Annotated in this window: 17 protein-coding genes; 4 read left to right on the top strand and 13 right to left on the bottom strand. The window is 39.8% G+C overall.

The window, feature by feature from the left end:
- Nucleotides 1-15: 15 nt before the first annotated feature.
- The 9 genes from ACRPLY_RS16460 to ACRPLY_RS16500 form a co-directional block, all read right to left on the bottom strand.
- On the bottom strand, nucleotides 16-957 hold the full coding sequence (locus ACRPLY_RS16460) for a BadF/BadG/BcrA/BcrD ATPase family protein (RefSeq protein ID WP_367077517.1): 942 nt from the start codon (nucleotides 955-957) through the stop codon (nucleotides 16-18).
- On the bottom strand, nucleotides 914-2,002 hold the full coding sequence (locus ACRPLY_RS16465) for a DUF871 domain-containing protein (RefSeq protein ID WP_115653193.1): 1,089 nt from the start codon (nucleotides 2,000-2,002) through the stop codon (nucleotides 914-916). Before ACRPLY_RS16465 ends, ACRPLY_RS16460 begins: the two co-directional genes overlap by 44 nt.
- Nucleotides 1,999-2,334 carry a PTS lactose/cellobiose transporter subunit IIA gene (locus ACRPLY_RS16470; RefSeq protein ID WP_013055725.1) on the bottom strand — a complete coding sequence of 112 codons (336 nt, stop codon included), beginning with the start codon at nucleotides 2,332-2,334 and terminating at the stop codon, nucleotides 1,999-2,001. The genes ACRPLY_RS16465 and ACRPLY_RS16470 overlap by 4 nt, the downstream gene beginning before the upstream one ends.
- Before the next feature lie 17 nt (nucleotides 2,335-2,351).
- Nucleotides 2,352-3,497, bottom strand: coding sequence for an anhydro-N-acetylmuramic acid kinase AnmK (gene anmK / locus ACRPLY_RS16475; RefSeq protein WP_432232072.1), 1,146 nt, complete (start codon nucleotides 3,495-3,497; stop codon nucleotides 2,352-2,354).
- 1 nt (nucleotide 3,498) lies between these two features.
- Nucleotides 3,499-4,815: a 6-phospho-beta-glucosidase gene (locus ACRPLY_RS16480; RefSeq protein ID WP_311265083.1), complete on the bottom strand. Its 1,317-nt coding sequence runs from the start codon at nucleotides 4,813-4,815 to the stop codon at nucleotides 3,499-3,501.
- Nucleotides 4,816-4,831: 16 nt separating this feature from the next.
- Nucleotides 4,832-5,098, bottom strand: a complete 267-nt coding sequence (locus ACRPLY_RS16485; protein WP_033578208.1) for a hypothetical protein — start codon at nucleotides 5,096-5,098, stop codon at nucleotides 4,832-4,834.
- A gap of 54 nt (nucleotides 5,099-5,152) precedes the next feature.
- Nucleotides 5,153-6,454, bottom strand: coding sequence for a PTS sugar transporter subunit IIC (locus ACRPLY_RS16490; RefSeq protein WP_033578207.1), 1,302 nt, complete (start codon nucleotides 6,452-6,454; stop codon nucleotides 5,153-5,155).
- A gap of 80 nt (nucleotides 6,455-6,534) precedes the next feature.
- Nucleotides 6,535-6,840 (bottom strand): PTS sugar transporter subunit IIB, encoded by a 306-nt coding sequence (locus tag ACRPLY_RS16495; RefSeq protein WP_028412249.1) that lies wholly within the window; start codon nucleotides 6,838-6,840, stop codon nucleotides 6,535-6,537.
- Nucleotides 6,841-6,854: 14 nt separating this feature from the next.
- Entirely contained in the window at nucleotides 6,855-7,709 is an 855-nt protein-coding gene (locus ACRPLY_RS16500) for a MurR/RpiR family transcriptional regulator (protein WP_325076431.1), read from the bottom strand.
- Nucleotides 7,710-7,924: 215 nt separating this feature from the next.
- Here ACRPLY_RS16500 and ACRPLY_RS16505 point away from each other — a divergent pair, with 215 nt between their 5' ends.
- The 3 genes from ACRPLY_RS16505 to ACRPLY_RS16515 all read left to right on the top strand — a co-directional run bounded on the left by ACRPLY_RS16505 (nucleotide 7,925) and on the right by ACRPLY_RS16515 (nucleotide 10,380).
- Nucleotides 7,925-9,475 carry a glycoside hydrolase family 10 protein gene (locus tag ACRPLY_RS16505; RefSeq protein ID WP_432232032.1) on the top strand — a complete coding sequence of 517 codons (1,551 nt, stop codon included), beginning with the start codon at nucleotides 7,925-7,927 and terminating at the stop codon, nucleotides 9,473-9,475.
- A gap of 90 nt (nucleotides 9,476-9,565) precedes the next feature.
- Nucleotides 9,566-10,057 (top strand): NUDIX hydrolase, encoded by a 492-nt coding sequence (locus tag ACRPLY_RS16510; protein ID WP_430079771.1) that lies wholly within the window; start codon nucleotides 9,566-9,568, stop codon nucleotides 10,055-10,057.
- Nucleotides 10,058-10,197: 140 nt separating this feature from the next.
- Nucleotides 10,198-10,380: a CsbD family protein gene (locus tag ACRPLY_RS16515; RefSeq protein WP_014461302.1), complete on the top strand. Its 183-nt coding sequence runs from the start codon at nucleotides 10,198-10,200 to the stop codon at nucleotides 10,378-10,380.
- Between the two features lie 30 nt (nucleotides 10,381-10,410).
- Here the strand turns inward: ACRPLY_RS16515 and ACRPLY_RS16520 are convergent, their stop codons facing one another.
- The 3 genes from ACRPLY_RS16520 to ACRPLY_RS16530 form a co-directional block, all read right to left on the bottom strand.
- Nucleotides 10,411-11,070: a haloacid dehalogenase type II gene (locus ACRPLY_RS16520; RefSeq protein WP_028412245.1), complete on the bottom strand. Its 660-nt coding sequence runs from the start codon at nucleotides 11,068-11,070 to the stop codon at nucleotides 10,411-10,413.
- A 129-nt stretch (nucleotides 11,071-11,199) separates the two neighbouring features.
- Nucleotides 11,200-11,673, bottom strand: a complete 474-nt coding sequence (locus tag ACRPLY_RS16525; RefSeq protein WP_028412244.1) for a hypothetical protein — start codon at nucleotides 11,671-11,673, stop codon at nucleotides 11,200-11,202.
- A 222-nt stretch (nucleotides 11,674-11,895) separates the two neighbouring features.
- Nucleotides 11,896-12,063, bottom strand: a complete 168-nt coding sequence (locus tag ACRPLY_RS16530; protein WP_014461305.1) for a hypothetical protein — start codon at nucleotides 12,061-12,063, stop codon at nucleotides 11,896-11,898.
- 148 nt (nucleotides 12,064-12,211) lie between these two features.
- Between ACRPLY_RS16530 and ACRPLY_RS16535 the strand changes: the two genes are divergently transcribed.
- Nucleotides 12,212-12,661, top strand: a complete 450-nt coding sequence (locus ACRPLY_RS16535; protein WP_028412243.1) for a staygreen family protein — start codon at nucleotides 12,212-12,214, stop codon at nucleotides 12,659-12,661.
- A gap of 26 nt (nucleotides 12,662-12,687) precedes the next feature.
- Here ACRPLY_RS16535 and ACRPLY_RS16540 read toward each other — a convergent pair whose 3' ends face one another.
- On the bottom strand, nucleotides 12,688-14,250 hold the full coding sequence (locus ACRPLY_RS16540) for a gamma-glutamyltransferase family protein (RefSeq protein ID WP_432232033.1): 1,563 nt from the start codon (nucleotides 14,248-14,250) through the stop codon (nucleotides 12,688-12,690).
- Nucleotides 14,251-14,329: the final 79 nt, after the last annotated feature.

Here is a 14,329-nt window from a genome sequence, read left to right on the forward strand (position 1 = left end):
ACGATCATTTTTTCTCTATTTATACTCTTTCATGAACAGCTGATAAGCTCCTTTAGCAGATGATACTCGCTGTGTTGCCCACTGGATATGCTTTATTTCTTTCTCACATGCTTTTTTATAAACATCAAACACTTCTGGAATTTCCGTTAAAATGCTGCCTTTGCATGCCAGCAAGCTGCTCCCTTCAAACCGCTGTTTCTTATACAAATGAAGAGTCATGTTTGCAAGGTTCTTTCCAGCCCGTTGAAGAATGTCACTTGCTTCTTGTTTATAATTTCTCGCTTGATTTACAACAAGCGGAGTGAGTGAAGCAACTTCTGATTTAGGAGATGAATAGACAAACTTTTTTATGTCGTGTATGGTGTCTGCTTTTACATGTTGCAAGATTGTCTGACTAAGGCTGCTGTACGGACGGTTTTGATCATGCTCTTTCGTCAGCAATATCAGTGCTTGAAGACCAATCCAATATCCGCTTCCTTCATCTCCAAGAAGGTGTCCCCACCCTCCACCGTATTCATACACTTCATCTTTTTTACCAATGCTGACGGCTCCAGTTCCTGCAATGGTTAAAATCCCGTCTTTTCCATGCAGTAGTGCTTCATGTGCAATCATGGCGTCATCATATAAACCTACTTCTACTTGATAACGATTATAAAAATATCTTTTTATTTCTTCTTTGGATAATGCTTTACTTCCAGCAAGTCCTAGTGAAATGCCTTTACATGTATGACCAGCAAGCTCAGTTTTGCACGCCATAATACATTCATCAATATGAGTAATAGCCGTGTTGTAATTAATGAGTAAATTGCCGTAATCGCTTTTTGAAGCAGCGAGCTGTTGGCCGTCTAAGCTGTACGCAACGGCTTCTGTTTTTGTTCCCCCGCCGTCAATACCAATAATATAGTCCATTTCATCACCGCTCACAAAAAGCAAATTTATCCCATGGCTGCAGTTCATTTAATAAGAAAATTTCCTCTTCCGCAATGCGGCCTACTACGTTTGTTTTACCTGAGTTCTCCATGTCTAACAGCGCAATTTGCAGCTCTCCTTTGTACTGACCGTAGAGTTCATTTTCTATTAAAATATCGCCTCTTCGAATTGGTGGAGTATGCGTAGGCTTGAATTCTTCTTTTTTATATTTTACTCGGCTTTGCGTAGAGCGAATTAAATAATCGGATACGTCTCCGCGGTAAAAATGAAACTCTTCCAGCACAATTTTTTTCTCAAGCTCAGTAATCGTATCATACAGGGTCACATTAAAGGTAAAGCGCTCTTGCTGAACAACATCACGCAGCGCCTTCATTTCTTCTTCTGATGCATAAGCATTCGCAATGATTGCACAATCAATTAATCCCGTTTTAAAAAGATGCTTAGCCTGCACGTCGATCGGAAGCGTGCGATGCATTTCAAGCGTACAAAGTCCTTCAGTAACAGGCCACGGTCCAAAAGTAGCGCTTGGTGAATTAATAAACGCTGCTGTTTCAAGGTTATGTTCTTTAAACAACGCTGAACACTTCATAAAGTGATCATACGACAATCCCGCATATCGATGAGGATAGAAGTTGTGCGACCCCAATAGCTGTTTTCGATTCGGCTGGTAACTTAAAATATTATCAACATACTTTGTTGCATTACTCATATTAATTTCAATTTTTAAGCCGTATGGATTAAAGGTCATAATGGACTCTTCATTTCCCGTATAGCCTAGATCAAGACGAATAGCATAAGCCCCTAATTCTTGAAAAAAAGATAGATCATCATAAGAAATGCCAAGCGCTCCAAATACGCGAGGAGCGATATCAACTACTACTTCCATCTCTAGCTCATTGGCAAACTCAATGATTTCTTTAAAATTTGCCATTACTTTTTTCTGATCGCCTTCAACAGAAAGCAAGCACGTAAAAATGCGGGTAAATCCGTATTGATGCGCAAGTGCTATATACGCTTTATCTTTTTCCACAGTCGAATGTTCCGGATAAATCGCAATACCTAGCTTTTTCATTGATTTTCGCCTTCTTTTTTAAATTTTTTAATAAGCTTAATCATATGTTCAATTAATTTTTGCTCTGAAATAGCCGTCATTAAATGATCTTGTGCGTGAATTAAAAGCAGCGACTTTTCAATTGTTTTTCCGTTCAATTCACGTTGAATAAGCGCAGTTTGCGTTTTATGAGCATGACTGAGCTCTTCTTGAGACTGCTTTAAAAGTTCGTCAGCTTTATTAAAATCATAATCTTCAGCTGCTTCTAACGCTTCATATGCCAGTGACCTAGCATTTCCTCCGTATGCAATAAGTTCAAAAATTTCATTTTCCATATTTGCTGCTTCTGTCATTTCTTCCATCCCCTTTTTTATAGTGGTGCAGGCGTAATGTTTCCTAATATTACAGGAGACAAAGCACCAGTTGCACTTGGTACATTGCTTGGATAACCTGCAAGTGTTTCATTTGCGAGCACCGCAAAAGCTACGGCTTCTTTTGCTTCTGAAGACATCCCTATTTCTTCTTGTGTATACACACTGCAGCGCTTCCCTAGCTTGGCTTTAATCATATTCATCAGCGTATTGTTATAACTTCCGCCTCCTCCAATAATCACTTCGTCAATAGAATAGGCAGGAAAAATAAATGTTTCATAGTGATGTACAATGGATGATGCCGTGAACATGGTAATCGTAGCTAGCAAATCTTCTTTTTTATGGTTGCTATATTTCTCTAGCAGTCTCCTTGTGTACTGTGTACCGAACAGCTCTCTTCCCGTCGATTTAGGAGGAGAAAGATTCATGTAATCATGGTTCATACAGTCTTCTAAAAGCTCTGAAATAATAGTTCCTCCAGCTGCTAAACACCCATTTTCATCAAATGAAACATGAAAAAGCTGCTGACACGCTTCATCTATCATCATATTTCCCGGCCCCGTATCAAAAGCTACTACGGGTATAGGAGAGTGTTTTGGCGGAATCAACGTTACATTCCCAATACCTCCAATGTTTTGAAGCAGCCTTGTACGGTCAGCGTGGCTGTACAAAATTCGTTCGGTGTGAGGAACTAACGGAGCACCTTGCCCGCCCGCTGCCATGTCCATCACTCTGAAGTTTGCCACTACCTTCGTTTTAGTTTCATAGGCAATAACAGCGGGCTCTCCAATTTGGAGTGTAGACATCGCTGTATTTCCTGAAGCATACGGCTGATGGTAAATGGTTTGACCATGCGATCCGATGACATCTACTTGTTTAAGAGAAAACCCGGCTTCTTGGCACACTCTTTTCACTGCATCTGCAAACGCGTAGCCAAGTTTAAAATTCAAGCTGCAGATCAGCTGTACATTTGAATGTTCGAGAGAAAGCGCCTGTTCAATTTCTTTTTTTAACGGCGGTGAAAACGGCATGGTAATGAACTGAAGAAGCTTAACTTTACTTCCATAGCCGCTTCCTTCAATCTCCACAAGAGCTGCATCAATTCCGTCCAGTGACGTTCCTGACATAAGTCCAACAGCATACATACTACGCATTCACTTCCTTAAAAAAAGCGGGTAAATACTTGCGATGAGCTTGAAGCAGTTCGTCTAAGACCGCCTTAGCCAGTTCGTCACTTGGAACAAGCGGATTAATGGTCAGGGCAACCAGCGCTTTTTCGTAAGATCCTGTAACCGCGGCTTCTGCTCCTACTCGTTCAAACGATTTAATTTGCTGTACGAGTCCATTCACTTCTACCGGAAGTTCACCGACAGCGAGTGGTACTGGTCCTTGCTTTGTTACAACACAGTTTACTTCAACCGCAGATTCGTTTGGCAGTGAAGAAATGGCGCCATTATTTCTTACATTTAATGTTTGAATATCACCTTTATCGTTATAAATGGATGAAATTAAATTACATGCGGCATCGCTGTAGTAAGCGCCTCCTCGTTTTTCCAGCTGCGGAGGCTTACTTTCTAGATTTGGGTTTTTGTAGAGTTCAAAAAGTTCGGCTTCTAATGCTTTGACCACTTCAGCGCGCGTAGTACCTGACTGAAAGGCCAAAAGCTCTTCTGCTACTATTTCTTTTGTTTTATAGTAGTAGCGGTGATAAGGACATAAAATCACGCCAAGAGCTTCCAAAAAATCCGGTTGCCACGGAATAGGAGCTATGTTTCTCATTGTTACTTGAGACTTTGGATCACTTAAAAGTTGAATGACTTCTTGCGTTACTTCCTTTCCTTTTGCATACACATGCAGCCCATATACCAAGTGATTTAACCCTGCAAATTCAATGTGCACATCTTCTTTTTCGATTTGAAGCAAGCTGGCGATTGAGTTCGTCATATGTACAGGCAGGTTACAGACTCCTACTACTTTAGAATGCTTTCCATATCGAAGCAGCGCCTCCGTTACCATACCGGCAGGGTTTGTAAAATTAATAAGCCAGGCGTTTGGACAAATTTCGTGTATTTCCTCGGCAATTTTCAACAAAACCGGGATTGTTCGCAAGCCCTTAAATAATCCTCCCGCCCCGTTTGTCTCTTGACCAATCATTCCGTACTTAAGAGGGATGCGTTCATCTTGAATACGCGCATCAAGCTGGCCTACTCTAAGCTGTGTCGTTACAAAATCAGCATTTATTAACGCTTTTTTTCGATCAAGCGTTAAATGAATTTCCATATCAACACCTGCTTTTTTGACCATTCTTCTAGCAAGTGCTCCTACAATTTCAAGCTTCTCTTTTCCTTCTTCAACATCTACAAGCCACAGCTCTCGAATTGGAAGCTCATTGTACCTTTTAATAAACCCTTCGACCAATTCAGGCGTATAGCTTGATCCTCCCCCTATTGTCACTACTTTCATTCCTTGCCCCTCCTTGTTAAAAAACGGCTAAATATGTAACGGCTGTGCACCCTGCCCCGAGCAAAACAAAGCGTATACAAACAGCGGTTTTAGATAAAGCTGCTGTTGAAAGCCGAATAGAAATAAATGTTGTAAGCAACGCTGCTGACAGACTTGTAATGGCAAATAAACTATGCTGCGCTGACAAACCAGCATACTGCAGCAAAGGTGTAAAAATAACGTTACAAAGAACCATGGTCAACAGAAATAAAAACACGGTTTTATATCGAAATCGAACAAACATTGATCTTCACTCCTATTAAAGAGATAGAAGCCAAACAAGTTGGCTTCTCTTTCTTTACATTTGAACTGAGCTATCGGATGGTGTAACCGTTGCTTCATCGCTTCTTTCCATTTCAACCATCTTTCGGTCGTACATTTTAAAGAACGGAAGATAAATCACAACAGAAATAGCAATATTGACAACGACCAGTACAACCGCCCGCCAGTCTCCTCCGGTCGATAGATATGCCCCAATCGGCGCCGGGAGCGTCCAAGGAACCATTACGTATGTTGGAGTAATAAGGCCTGTCGCCGTTGCTGCGTATGAAATGATCGTTGTAATAATCGGGATGATAATAAAAGGAATAATTAAAATAGGATTTAAGACAATTGGCAAACCGAAAATAATTGGTTCGTTAATATTAAAAACCGCTGGAATAAAAGATGTCCTAGAAAGCGCTTTCGAATATTTAGATTTTGAGAAAAACAGCATTGCTAAAGCAAGGCCTAGCGTTGCTCCAGATCCTCCGATCCAAACAAACCATTGAAAGAACGTTTCGGGTGCAATATACGGGAGCGTTGAAGCTCCGTCTGCTACCGCTTCAGCATTTTTGGCTAAATATACTTCCCATACAGGCCGTGCCACTGTCCCAACAACAGAGACGCCGTGAATACCAAATGACCAGAAAAACGTAATTAAGAAAACCGGTATTAATACTCCTGCTAAACTATCTCCTGCCTCTACAAGCGGAGCAACTAGTTTATCAACTAAATGATGAAGATCGATACCTAAAACAATTGTAATAATGGTCATAAGTACAACAACAATCGCAACTGGAATTAGCGCTTCAAAAGACCTCGATACCGAAGGTGGCACTTGCTCCGGCATTTTAATGGTGACATTTTTTGCTTTACAAAACCTGAGAATCTCGACTGATAAAATCGATACAATCATCGTCACAAATAAACCATGTCCTCCAAGGTTGGTCATTGGAAGCATAAACCCTTCTTCTTCAATCAGCTTTGGAGTCACCGTAAGAAGTAGTGCAGCAACTGCAATTTGTGCTCCTGACAGCGGATCGAGATTATAGCTTTTGGACAAGTTATACCCTATCCCAAAGGCTATATATAAAGACATAATAAACATCGTTACGCGATACGGTATTAAAATGTTGGCGCTGTTATCAGCTGCCCATTTCGCAATTGTGCTATCTTGCGGCACAGGCGGAAATGCTAAAATTAAGAAAAAACTTCCGATAATGATAAATGGCAAAGCGGAAATAACACCATCACGAATGGCTTGAAGATGCCGCTGTTCTGATAACCTGGCCATGGGTCCCGATAAATTGTTCTCTAAAAACGACACAAATTTGCTCATATACCCTTTCCCCCTCTATATTCTCCCCTTGTGTAATAAACCCCTTATTTATTTAAAAAGCAGGAAGAAACCTGCTTTCCTTAGCTAACGAGCTGTTGAACCGTTTTATAAAGCGTCGGACCTCCAAGCGGCGTATAAGCCTGCGGCGGAATGGGCCCGCATGGAACAGAAGCTTTATCCGCTTCCGCTTTCACTGCGTTAAACCGGTGACGAATCTGCGGTGCAACCATTACAACGTCCCAGCCCTTTTGAATTTCCTCTGCCACTTCATTTGTCCCAATTGCCAGCACTTCCATATCCGTTCCGTGCTTTTGTGCTTCTGTTTTTAATGCTTTCACCACAATCGCACTTGACATTCCTCCAGAACATACAAACAATACCTTCATTTTCTCGTTTCCCCCTACCTCTTGATTTTTTGAATTACATTATGTGTATCGATTATGCGTTCAAACACTTGATTGCCTTTTTGAATACATAACCGTATAAACACCGCATCTACAATGGCTAGCTGAGCAATACGAGCGCTCATCGTTCCAATTCGAATATGCTGCTCTTCTACTGAAATAGTCAGCAGAATATCAGCTAATCTAGAAGCTGGAGATGATCCGTGCTGCGTTAGCAAAATAACCGCTGCCCCTTTATCTTTGGCTATTTGCATCAGCTCCACCACTTCTTTTGTTTGACCGGAAGTCGATACTACAAACAGCACGTCATCTTTTGTCATATTCGTAGCCATCACCATTTGAACATGACTATCTAATGAAAACAGCGCTGAAATATCAATTCGAAGCAGTTTATACTGCGCATCTAGCGCAACTACAGATGATCCCCCTGCTCCGTATAAAAACACTCGCTTCGCTCTATGAATAGCTTCCGCAGCTGCATCAATTGCAGAAGAACTCACTAAACGACTCGTGTTCATAAGTGCGCTCATACTTTTGCTCATGACTTTTTCAAGCACGGCTTCGGTCTCGTCTTCAAAATTAACCGGAAGATTCGGCAGCTGCTCGTTATTCACCTTATGGGCATCTTTTGCTAATTCAATCTTTAATTCTTTAAAACTATTAATCCCTACACGCTGACAAAAGCGGATAATCGTAGCTTCGCTGCACTGACACTGCTTAGCTAGCTGTTTGGTCGTTAAGTTCAACGTGGTCGTAGGATTTTCTAACACGTAATCAGCTACTCTTCCTTCAGCAGGACTGTAATGATTCATTTGTGCATCGATTAAAGTAAGTACGGAAAATTGGCGCATGAATTCCTCCATCGTTAAGTAACGTATTTCTAAAATATTCTTTAAATTACCATTATTATATTTTTTCTGAAGTTTAATTTCAATATTTTTCTGATATTTTTAAAACTTTATTTTATTTTTCAGAATATTTTATTAAAACCTATTGTGAATATAACGACCGCATGCTATATTATGAAAGAAATTTTATCTCAACCAAAAAAGAAGGAGGAACGAACATGCATATAAAAAAATGGATTGGAGGCATCTTGTTTTTGCTGCTGTTTTGTTCGAGCACATTACCTGCTAAAGCAGACGTACCTACTACGTATCAAAAACGGGAGCTTCGAGCGGCTTGGATTGCAAGCGTATACAATATTGACTGGCCTTCTCAGCCTGGTCTTCCGGTTGAGCAGCAAAAAAATGAGTTTACCTATTTGCTAGATGAAGTACAAAAGATGGGAATGAATGCTGTGGTCGTTCAAATTAAACCTACCGCTGATTCCTTTTATCCGTCGAAATATGGCCCGTGGTCAGAATATTTAACGGGTACACAAGGTAAAGATCCCGGCTACGATCCTCTAGCTTTTATGGTGGAGGAAGCACATAAGCGCAACTTAGAATTCCACGCATGGTTTAACCCTTACCGCATTACCATGAATCATACTGATTTAAACAAACTTGCCGATAATCATCCTGCCAAACAACATCCTGATTGGGTCGTCTCCTATGGAAAACAACTCTACTACAACCCAGGTATTCCCGAAGTAAAAAACTTTATTATTGAAGAAGTGCTCGAAGTCGTAAGAAACTATGATATTGATGCTGTTCATATGGATGACTATTTTTATCCTTACAAAATTGCAGGTCAAACGTTTCCAGATCAAAAAACATATGAAACCTACGGTGCTCAAACGTTTTCGAATATTGAAGACTGGCGCCGAGACAATGTTAACCAGCTTGTTCGAGATTTAAATACGGCTATTAAAAGAACAAAATCATACGTGAAGTTTGGCATCAGTCCGTTCGGCGTGTGGCGAAACATCGCTAATGATCCAACTGGCTCTGAGACGACTGCTGGACAAACAAACTACGATGATTTGTATGCTGATACGCGTACGTGGATTCAAAATGGATATATTGATTACATCACTCCGCAAATTTATTGGAATATTGGATTTGAACCCGCTGCTTACGATACGCTGCTCAACTGGTGGAGAGATGAAGTTCGCGGAAAGCCAGTTCACCTTTATATTGGACAAGCTGCTTATAAAATTAATAACAACGCCGTGGAAGCATGGTCTGATCCCGATGAGTATCCAAGGCAAATTGCTCTTAATCATCAATTTCCAGAAGTACACGGGAGCATGCATTTTAGCCTGAAAGATTTGAACCGAAACCCACTAGGAATAAAAGATAAGCTGCAAAACGATATTTATAAACATCCTGCTCTTATTCCGGCAATGCCTTGGCTTGATGATACGGCTCCAAAAGCACCAAAATTAAAAAACGCGGGCCCTCATACAAAAGAAGCGGCGTTTGAAATTCGAGATCATCAGCAGAATGATTCCGCCTATTATGCCATTTATCGCTTCCAAGGCAATAAACGAGGTGACATCAACAACGCAGAAAACTTACTGACAACCGTTCGGAAAACAGGAGAAACACAATTATTTGTAGATCAAAGCGCACTCAAAAATCAAACATACACATATGTTGTAACCTCTGTTGACCGTTTGCATAACGAAAGTGCTGTTTCCCGTACGCTTACTGTAAAAGCACCTCATTAAAAAAGGTTCTATAACAAAATGTATGGTAGGATAAAGAAATCAAATGATGCTTTATCAAGCCATTCTGTTATAGAAAGTAGTGAAAAAAAGATGGAACCAAACTATGATCGCGCCTTTGGCGTATATGGAATTTGTATGCGAGATGACAAGCTGCTTGTTATTCGAAAAAATAGAGGGCCGTATATTCATCGCTTTGATTTGCCAGGCGGACAGCTAGAACACGGTGAAACATTAACAGTTGCGATGAAAAGAGAATTTAGTGAAGAAACTGGCTTTGAAATTACTATTATTTCTCAAGCCGGTACAACGGATTTTCAGTATCCCTGTAAGTGGAAAGAATTTACTCATGTACATCACATTGCTGTTTTTTATTACGTAGACATTGCCGGCGGTGAGCTTCTTTCCAACCCCGTCCAGTTTGAAGGACAAGATTCTTTGGAAGCATTGTGGATTGCACCGCAAGATCTTAACATCGATAATGCTTCTCCTCTTGTTCTAAAAGCAGTGGAATCTTTAAGCTTATTATCATGGCCTTATGAATCTCAGATTTATGATGAGTGGGAACTTAAAACCTCCGAATGATGATAGTGACTAAACAGTACTTCTAAATATCGCAGGCTTAGCTTCTGTTTAGGCCAAAATCAGAAAATATGTTTAATTTCTTTCTAACGGTGGAATAGACAAGTAACACTACTTAATCACTAATAGAAAGGAAGATTAAAATGAGTAAAGGTTTAGGAGATAAAGTTAAAGGAAATGTATCAAAAGCTAAAGGTGAAGTAAAAGATCAAGTCGGAAATGCAACGAATAACCGCGATCTTCAGCGTGAAGGAAAAGCTGAGAAAGCAAAAGGAAATGCTCAAAAAGCAGTAGGCGAAACAAAAGATACATTTAGCAATAAATAAAAAAGGACGAGCTTAATGCTCGTTCTTTTTTTATTTAATAAGCTGATTTAAGCTTTTAATGATTACGTTTGGCTGCAACTCTTTATGCTCAGCTACATTTCCTTTTCGGTTAACCCAAGCCGTTGCGAACCCGTAGTTTTTAGCACCGGCAATATCCCATGTATTCGATGACAGAAACAATACTTCTTCTCTTTTTGCATTCATTTTATTTTTTGCATAATGATAGCTTGCCATTGTAGGCTTGTACTGTTTGATTTCGTCTATGGAAATAACGTCTTCAAATAAATGATTCATATTGTGATAAGAAACAAGCGGATCAATCATATGCTTAGGACCATTCGTAAAAATAGCCAGACGATATCCTTTTTCTTTTAAATAGGCGAGCACCTCTTTGACCTCATCGTAGACATTCAGCTTCATGTAAGCACTCATCAGCATTTTTTCTTCATGTTCCGTTAAATCAATATCATTTGCTTCTGCTGCATATTTCAGTGATTGATTTGTTAATGTATAAAAGTCAACGTATCGTCCCATCAGCTGATATTGCATTGCATATTCAATTTGCTTCAAACGCCATAAATGGCTAATACTTTCTCCGCGTTCCGGATACAGCTTATCACACGTTTCAATAACGGTATGTACATCAAACAGTGTTCCATATGCATCAAATAAAATCGTTTTAAATTTCATCTGTGTTCGCCTCCTTCTTTCATTTTACCCACTCGTAAAAAAACATAACGTTTTTTCTGTTAAAAAAGAGGCATATTACCAGCTGAAGTATGCTCATTTCTTATGAAGATAAAAAAACAGCAGGCTCTCCTACTGTTTATAATCCCACACGACTTTCCATTCTCCTTTTTCACGAACAGCATACACTTTCTGCACCAAATCAAAGTTTCCATATTTCCCTTTATACGTTTGGATAACGGTCATTTCGTAAACAACAGGAAACGCTTTACGATCATTTTCCATCTTCCAGCTCTTTCTTTTTTCAACATCTTCAATGGAATACGTAAAAGTGTCTACTCCGAAATGATTGAGAAATACGTGTGCTCGATCTTGTATGTATGCACCTTTTGTCCACTTCTTTTTCATGGACGAATGAAAAAGGTTCCATGATTCCGAAAAGTTCCCTTCCTGTTCTAGCGTATAAAATTCTTTTACAGCAGATTTGGCTTGATGACTCGGAGAAAAGAATGTAAATTGAAACATCCAAATTCCCAGCGCAATCAAAGCAAGAAACACAGCTACTCCTAAACTTCGCTTCAAAAGCAGTGTTTTTTTTCGATACAAGTAAAAAGCCCCTTTATCAAAAATGCAGTATACAACAGCTTATTCGATATCAGGGCTTTTTAGTATTGCCGAACTAAACTTATCGGACATATCCTCAAAAAAGAGATTGAGACATAACTACACACATGAAATCTACGTTCACCTTAACCATAAAAGATCCGAACAATTCATCGTTCGGATCTTCCTTCAACTAAACTACGTTTGTCCCAGCCTCTTTCTGCGCTATACAATGTGAAAAGCCATTTGCATGGCTGCTAAAAAGCCCACGAACACAAGGCCCGTCACGAGACCCTCTTTCCAATCTGGCCGGTCTCCTCGAACAAATTTAGCAATATCATACGATAGCATGGCTGCTAAAAAAATCGTTAAAACAATATACAGCGGCTCCATCTTCTATCACCCACTATTTCTTTTCTTCAGTGTAACAACTTTTTCATAAGTATGCATGTAAAAAAAGCAGCTTAAAATTCTTGACGAATGTGTGAAATTTCTCTTTTTTATGCATAAACTACTTAAAAGCGTGAAAGGAAGATGCCCTTTGTCTGCTTTTAATCCTCAGCAATTTAGCGTCACATACCGGCAAGGAAGCACGCCCACCTTTCCTTTTATTGGGCGTCGCTATACGCTCACCCATTCTGAACAAACAGACGATTTATTTCTTTGGATCGACGAAAAGTTTGCTGTTGATCAATTAAATGAGCAGCGAAATGAGCTTTTTGCCGAATGGCTCCACAAAGACGGTGTTGATACGCTGTATGTATACGTATTTATTGGAAATGAACACACGGAAAAGTCTGTTCAAGCCATACGGTATGCTATTTTCAAACAAGAAATGCCTTACTTACTAAAAGCATTGCGCTACGGTGATGCCACGTTTTTCAACGCTCACCCTGCTTTAGATCGTTCCCCCATTTACGTACATTTTCATTCCAGTGACAAAGAATTTCATTCCATTCGATATTTTCAAACGCCTTCTCACTATGCCTAAGCATATGAGAAGGGATTTTTACTTCGTTAATCTCCTGTTTTCCAAACTCCATTTCTTCTAGGGTCTCCCGCCCCTTCCATTTGTTTATCTTGAAAATTAATGGTTAACGCTTGGATACCTCCATAAAAGACGTCGCTTTCCTTTGTTTCTATCCGAAACGCAGAAGGGATATTTTTTGTATCTAAATCAGGCTCTATATAAATAGTCGAATCGTCAAAAATAAATCGCGGTTCATTTACAGCTTCTTGAAGCGGTTCATTTCCTTCAAGATTTTTAGAAAGTACCTGAGTTAAAATTTGAGGAATCCGCGTTCCGCCAGGAGAACCTATTCCCATCGCCCACTCGCCTTTTTCTCTTATAATAGTTGGAGCTGTAAAGGTTCTTGCTCTTTTTCCTGGCTCACGATTATTCGGTTCTTTGCTTCCAAACGTATCAGCATTGTTATTAAGAAAAAAACCGTCAACTTGTTCGCCTGTACCAAAGAAGTTACTTAACGTATTGGTTGTTGATACGACGGTTCCTTCTGAATCAATAACTACAAAATGTGTTGTACTTTCGTGTTCTTCATCCCCTTCACCTGAAGAACTTGTCGGGTGATTGACCAGGTTTGTTATATAATCATCACTAACTAACTCACTTGAGTTTTGATTATGAAAGTCAGGATCGCCGATTTGTTTTAACCGGTCGGAGTAAGCTGCTTTTTTAATTCTGTTCATCGTTTCGTAATAGTCTTTGTCAGGCATTGTTTCAAGATTTTCTTTCTCTGCCATTTTTAACATTTGAATCAGTGTAATCCCGGAAAAAGGCGGAGGCGCTGAAATCACTTCCGTTCCATTGTAAGCAGAAACGACAGGCTTGGTTTCTGTCACTTGATAGGAAGATAGGTCTTTTTTAGAAATAGGCGTTGCATCAGCAAGATCTTGTGCCAAATCTCCTTTATAAAATGCAGATGCACCTTCTCGCTGAATCTTAATTAACGTTTTAGCCAACACTGGCTGGGACAGCGTTTCTCCTTCTTCGATTGCTTCTCCCTTCGGATAAAAAGCAGATAGATCATCCACATCCATCCTTCCTCTAGAATAATACAATCGCGAAGATAAAAGAGAGTCTACTTCAAACCCTTTTTCAGCGTATTCAACGGCCGGCTGAATTAAATCACTCATTGATTTTGTGCCATACTTCTGCTGAATATATTCCATGCCAGCCACAAATCCCGGCACGCCGTTTTTACCGCTCATAGAAGTTGGAGCGGTTTCCCGGTAATCGATAAAGGTAGCAGGCTGATCTTTTTTGGCAATCAGCATACCTCCACCTCCGCCAATTCCGGATCCAAAAGGTTCGACTACATTGAGGGCATACGAAATAGCAATGGCTGCATCTACTGCATTCCCGCCTTCTTTTAATACGTCCATCCCTACATTTGCTGCCAGAGAATTCGATGAACTCGCACCATAAGAATGATCATTATTTTTTTTAAGCAGCTTTTTAGGACTAAGATCTGTACTCGATTGAGTCATAAAAAAAGCGGCTATAACCCCGATTAACAACAAAACAGCAACAATATTAAATAACAGTAATTTTTTATTCACACATTCCCCTCCATTTTTACTCATATGTATATTTTGTGAAGCGCTTTCATTTTTATCCATAAATTAAATTGCACACAAA

It is taken from the genome of Priestia sp. TGN 0903 (assembly GCF_050846855.1).
Lineage (GTDB): Bacteria > Bacillota > Bacilli > Bacillales > Bacillaceae_H > Priestia > Priestia zanthoxyli.

Excerpts from the sequence above, each read along its gene's own strand:
- ACRPLY_RS16460 (WP_367077517.1), bottom strand. The coding sequence starts at position 957 with ATGAACTGCAGCCATGGGATAAATTTGCTTTTTGTGAGCGGTGATGAA.
- ACRPLY_RS16465 (WP_115653193.1), bottom strand. The coding sequence starts at position 2,002 with ATGAAAAAGCTAGGTATTGCGATTTATCCGGAACATTCGACTGTGGAA.
- ACRPLY_RS16470 (WP_013055725.1), bottom strand. The coding sequence starts at position 2,334 with ATGACAGAAGCAGCAAATATGGAAAATGAAATTTTTGAACTTATTGCA.
- anmK (WP_432232072.1), bottom strand. The coding sequence starts at position 3,497 with ATGTATGCTGTTGGACTTATGTCAGGAACGTCACTGGACGGAATTGAT.
- ACRPLY_RS16480 (WP_311265083.1), bottom strand. The coding sequence starts at position 4,815 with ATGAAAGTAGTGACAATAGGGGGAGGATCAAGCTATACGCCTGAATTG.
- ACRPLY_RS16485 (WP_033578208.1), bottom strand. The coding sequence starts at position 5,098 with ATGTTTGTTCGATTTCGATATAAAACCGTGTTTTTATTTCTGTTGACC.
- ACRPLY_RS16490 (WP_033578207.1), bottom strand. The coding sequence starts at position 6,454 with ATGAGCAAATTTGTGTCGTTTTTAGAGAACAATTTATCGGGACCCATG.
- ACRPLY_RS16495 (WP_028412249.1), bottom strand. The coding sequence starts at position 6,840 with ATGAAGGTATTGTTTGTATGTTCTGGAGGAATGTCAAGTGCGATTGTG.
- ACRPLY_RS16500 (WP_325076431.1), bottom strand. The coding sequence starts at position 7,709 with ATGCGCCAATTTTCCGTACTTACTTTAATCGATGCACAAATGAATCAT.
- ACRPLY_RS16505 (WP_432232032.1), top strand. The coding sequence starts at position 7,925 with ATGCATATAAAAAAATGGATTGGAGGCATCTTGTTTTTGCTGCTGTTT.
- ACRPLY_RS16510 (WP_430079771.1), top strand. The coding sequence starts at position 9,566 with ATGGAACCAAACTATGATCGCGCCTTTGGCGTATATGGAATTTGTATG.
- ACRPLY_RS16515 (WP_014461302.1), top strand. The coding sequence starts at position 10,198 with ATGAGTAAAGGTTTAGGAGATAAAGTTAAAGGAAATGTATCAAAAGCT.
- ACRPLY_RS16520 (WP_028412245.1), bottom strand. The coding sequence starts at position 11,070 with ATGAAATTTAAAACGATTTTATTTGATGCATATGGAACACTGTTTGAT.
- ACRPLY_RS16530 (WP_014461305.1), bottom strand. The coding sequence starts at position 12,063 with ATGGAGCCGCTGTATATTGTTTTAACGATTTTTTTAGCAGCCATGCTA.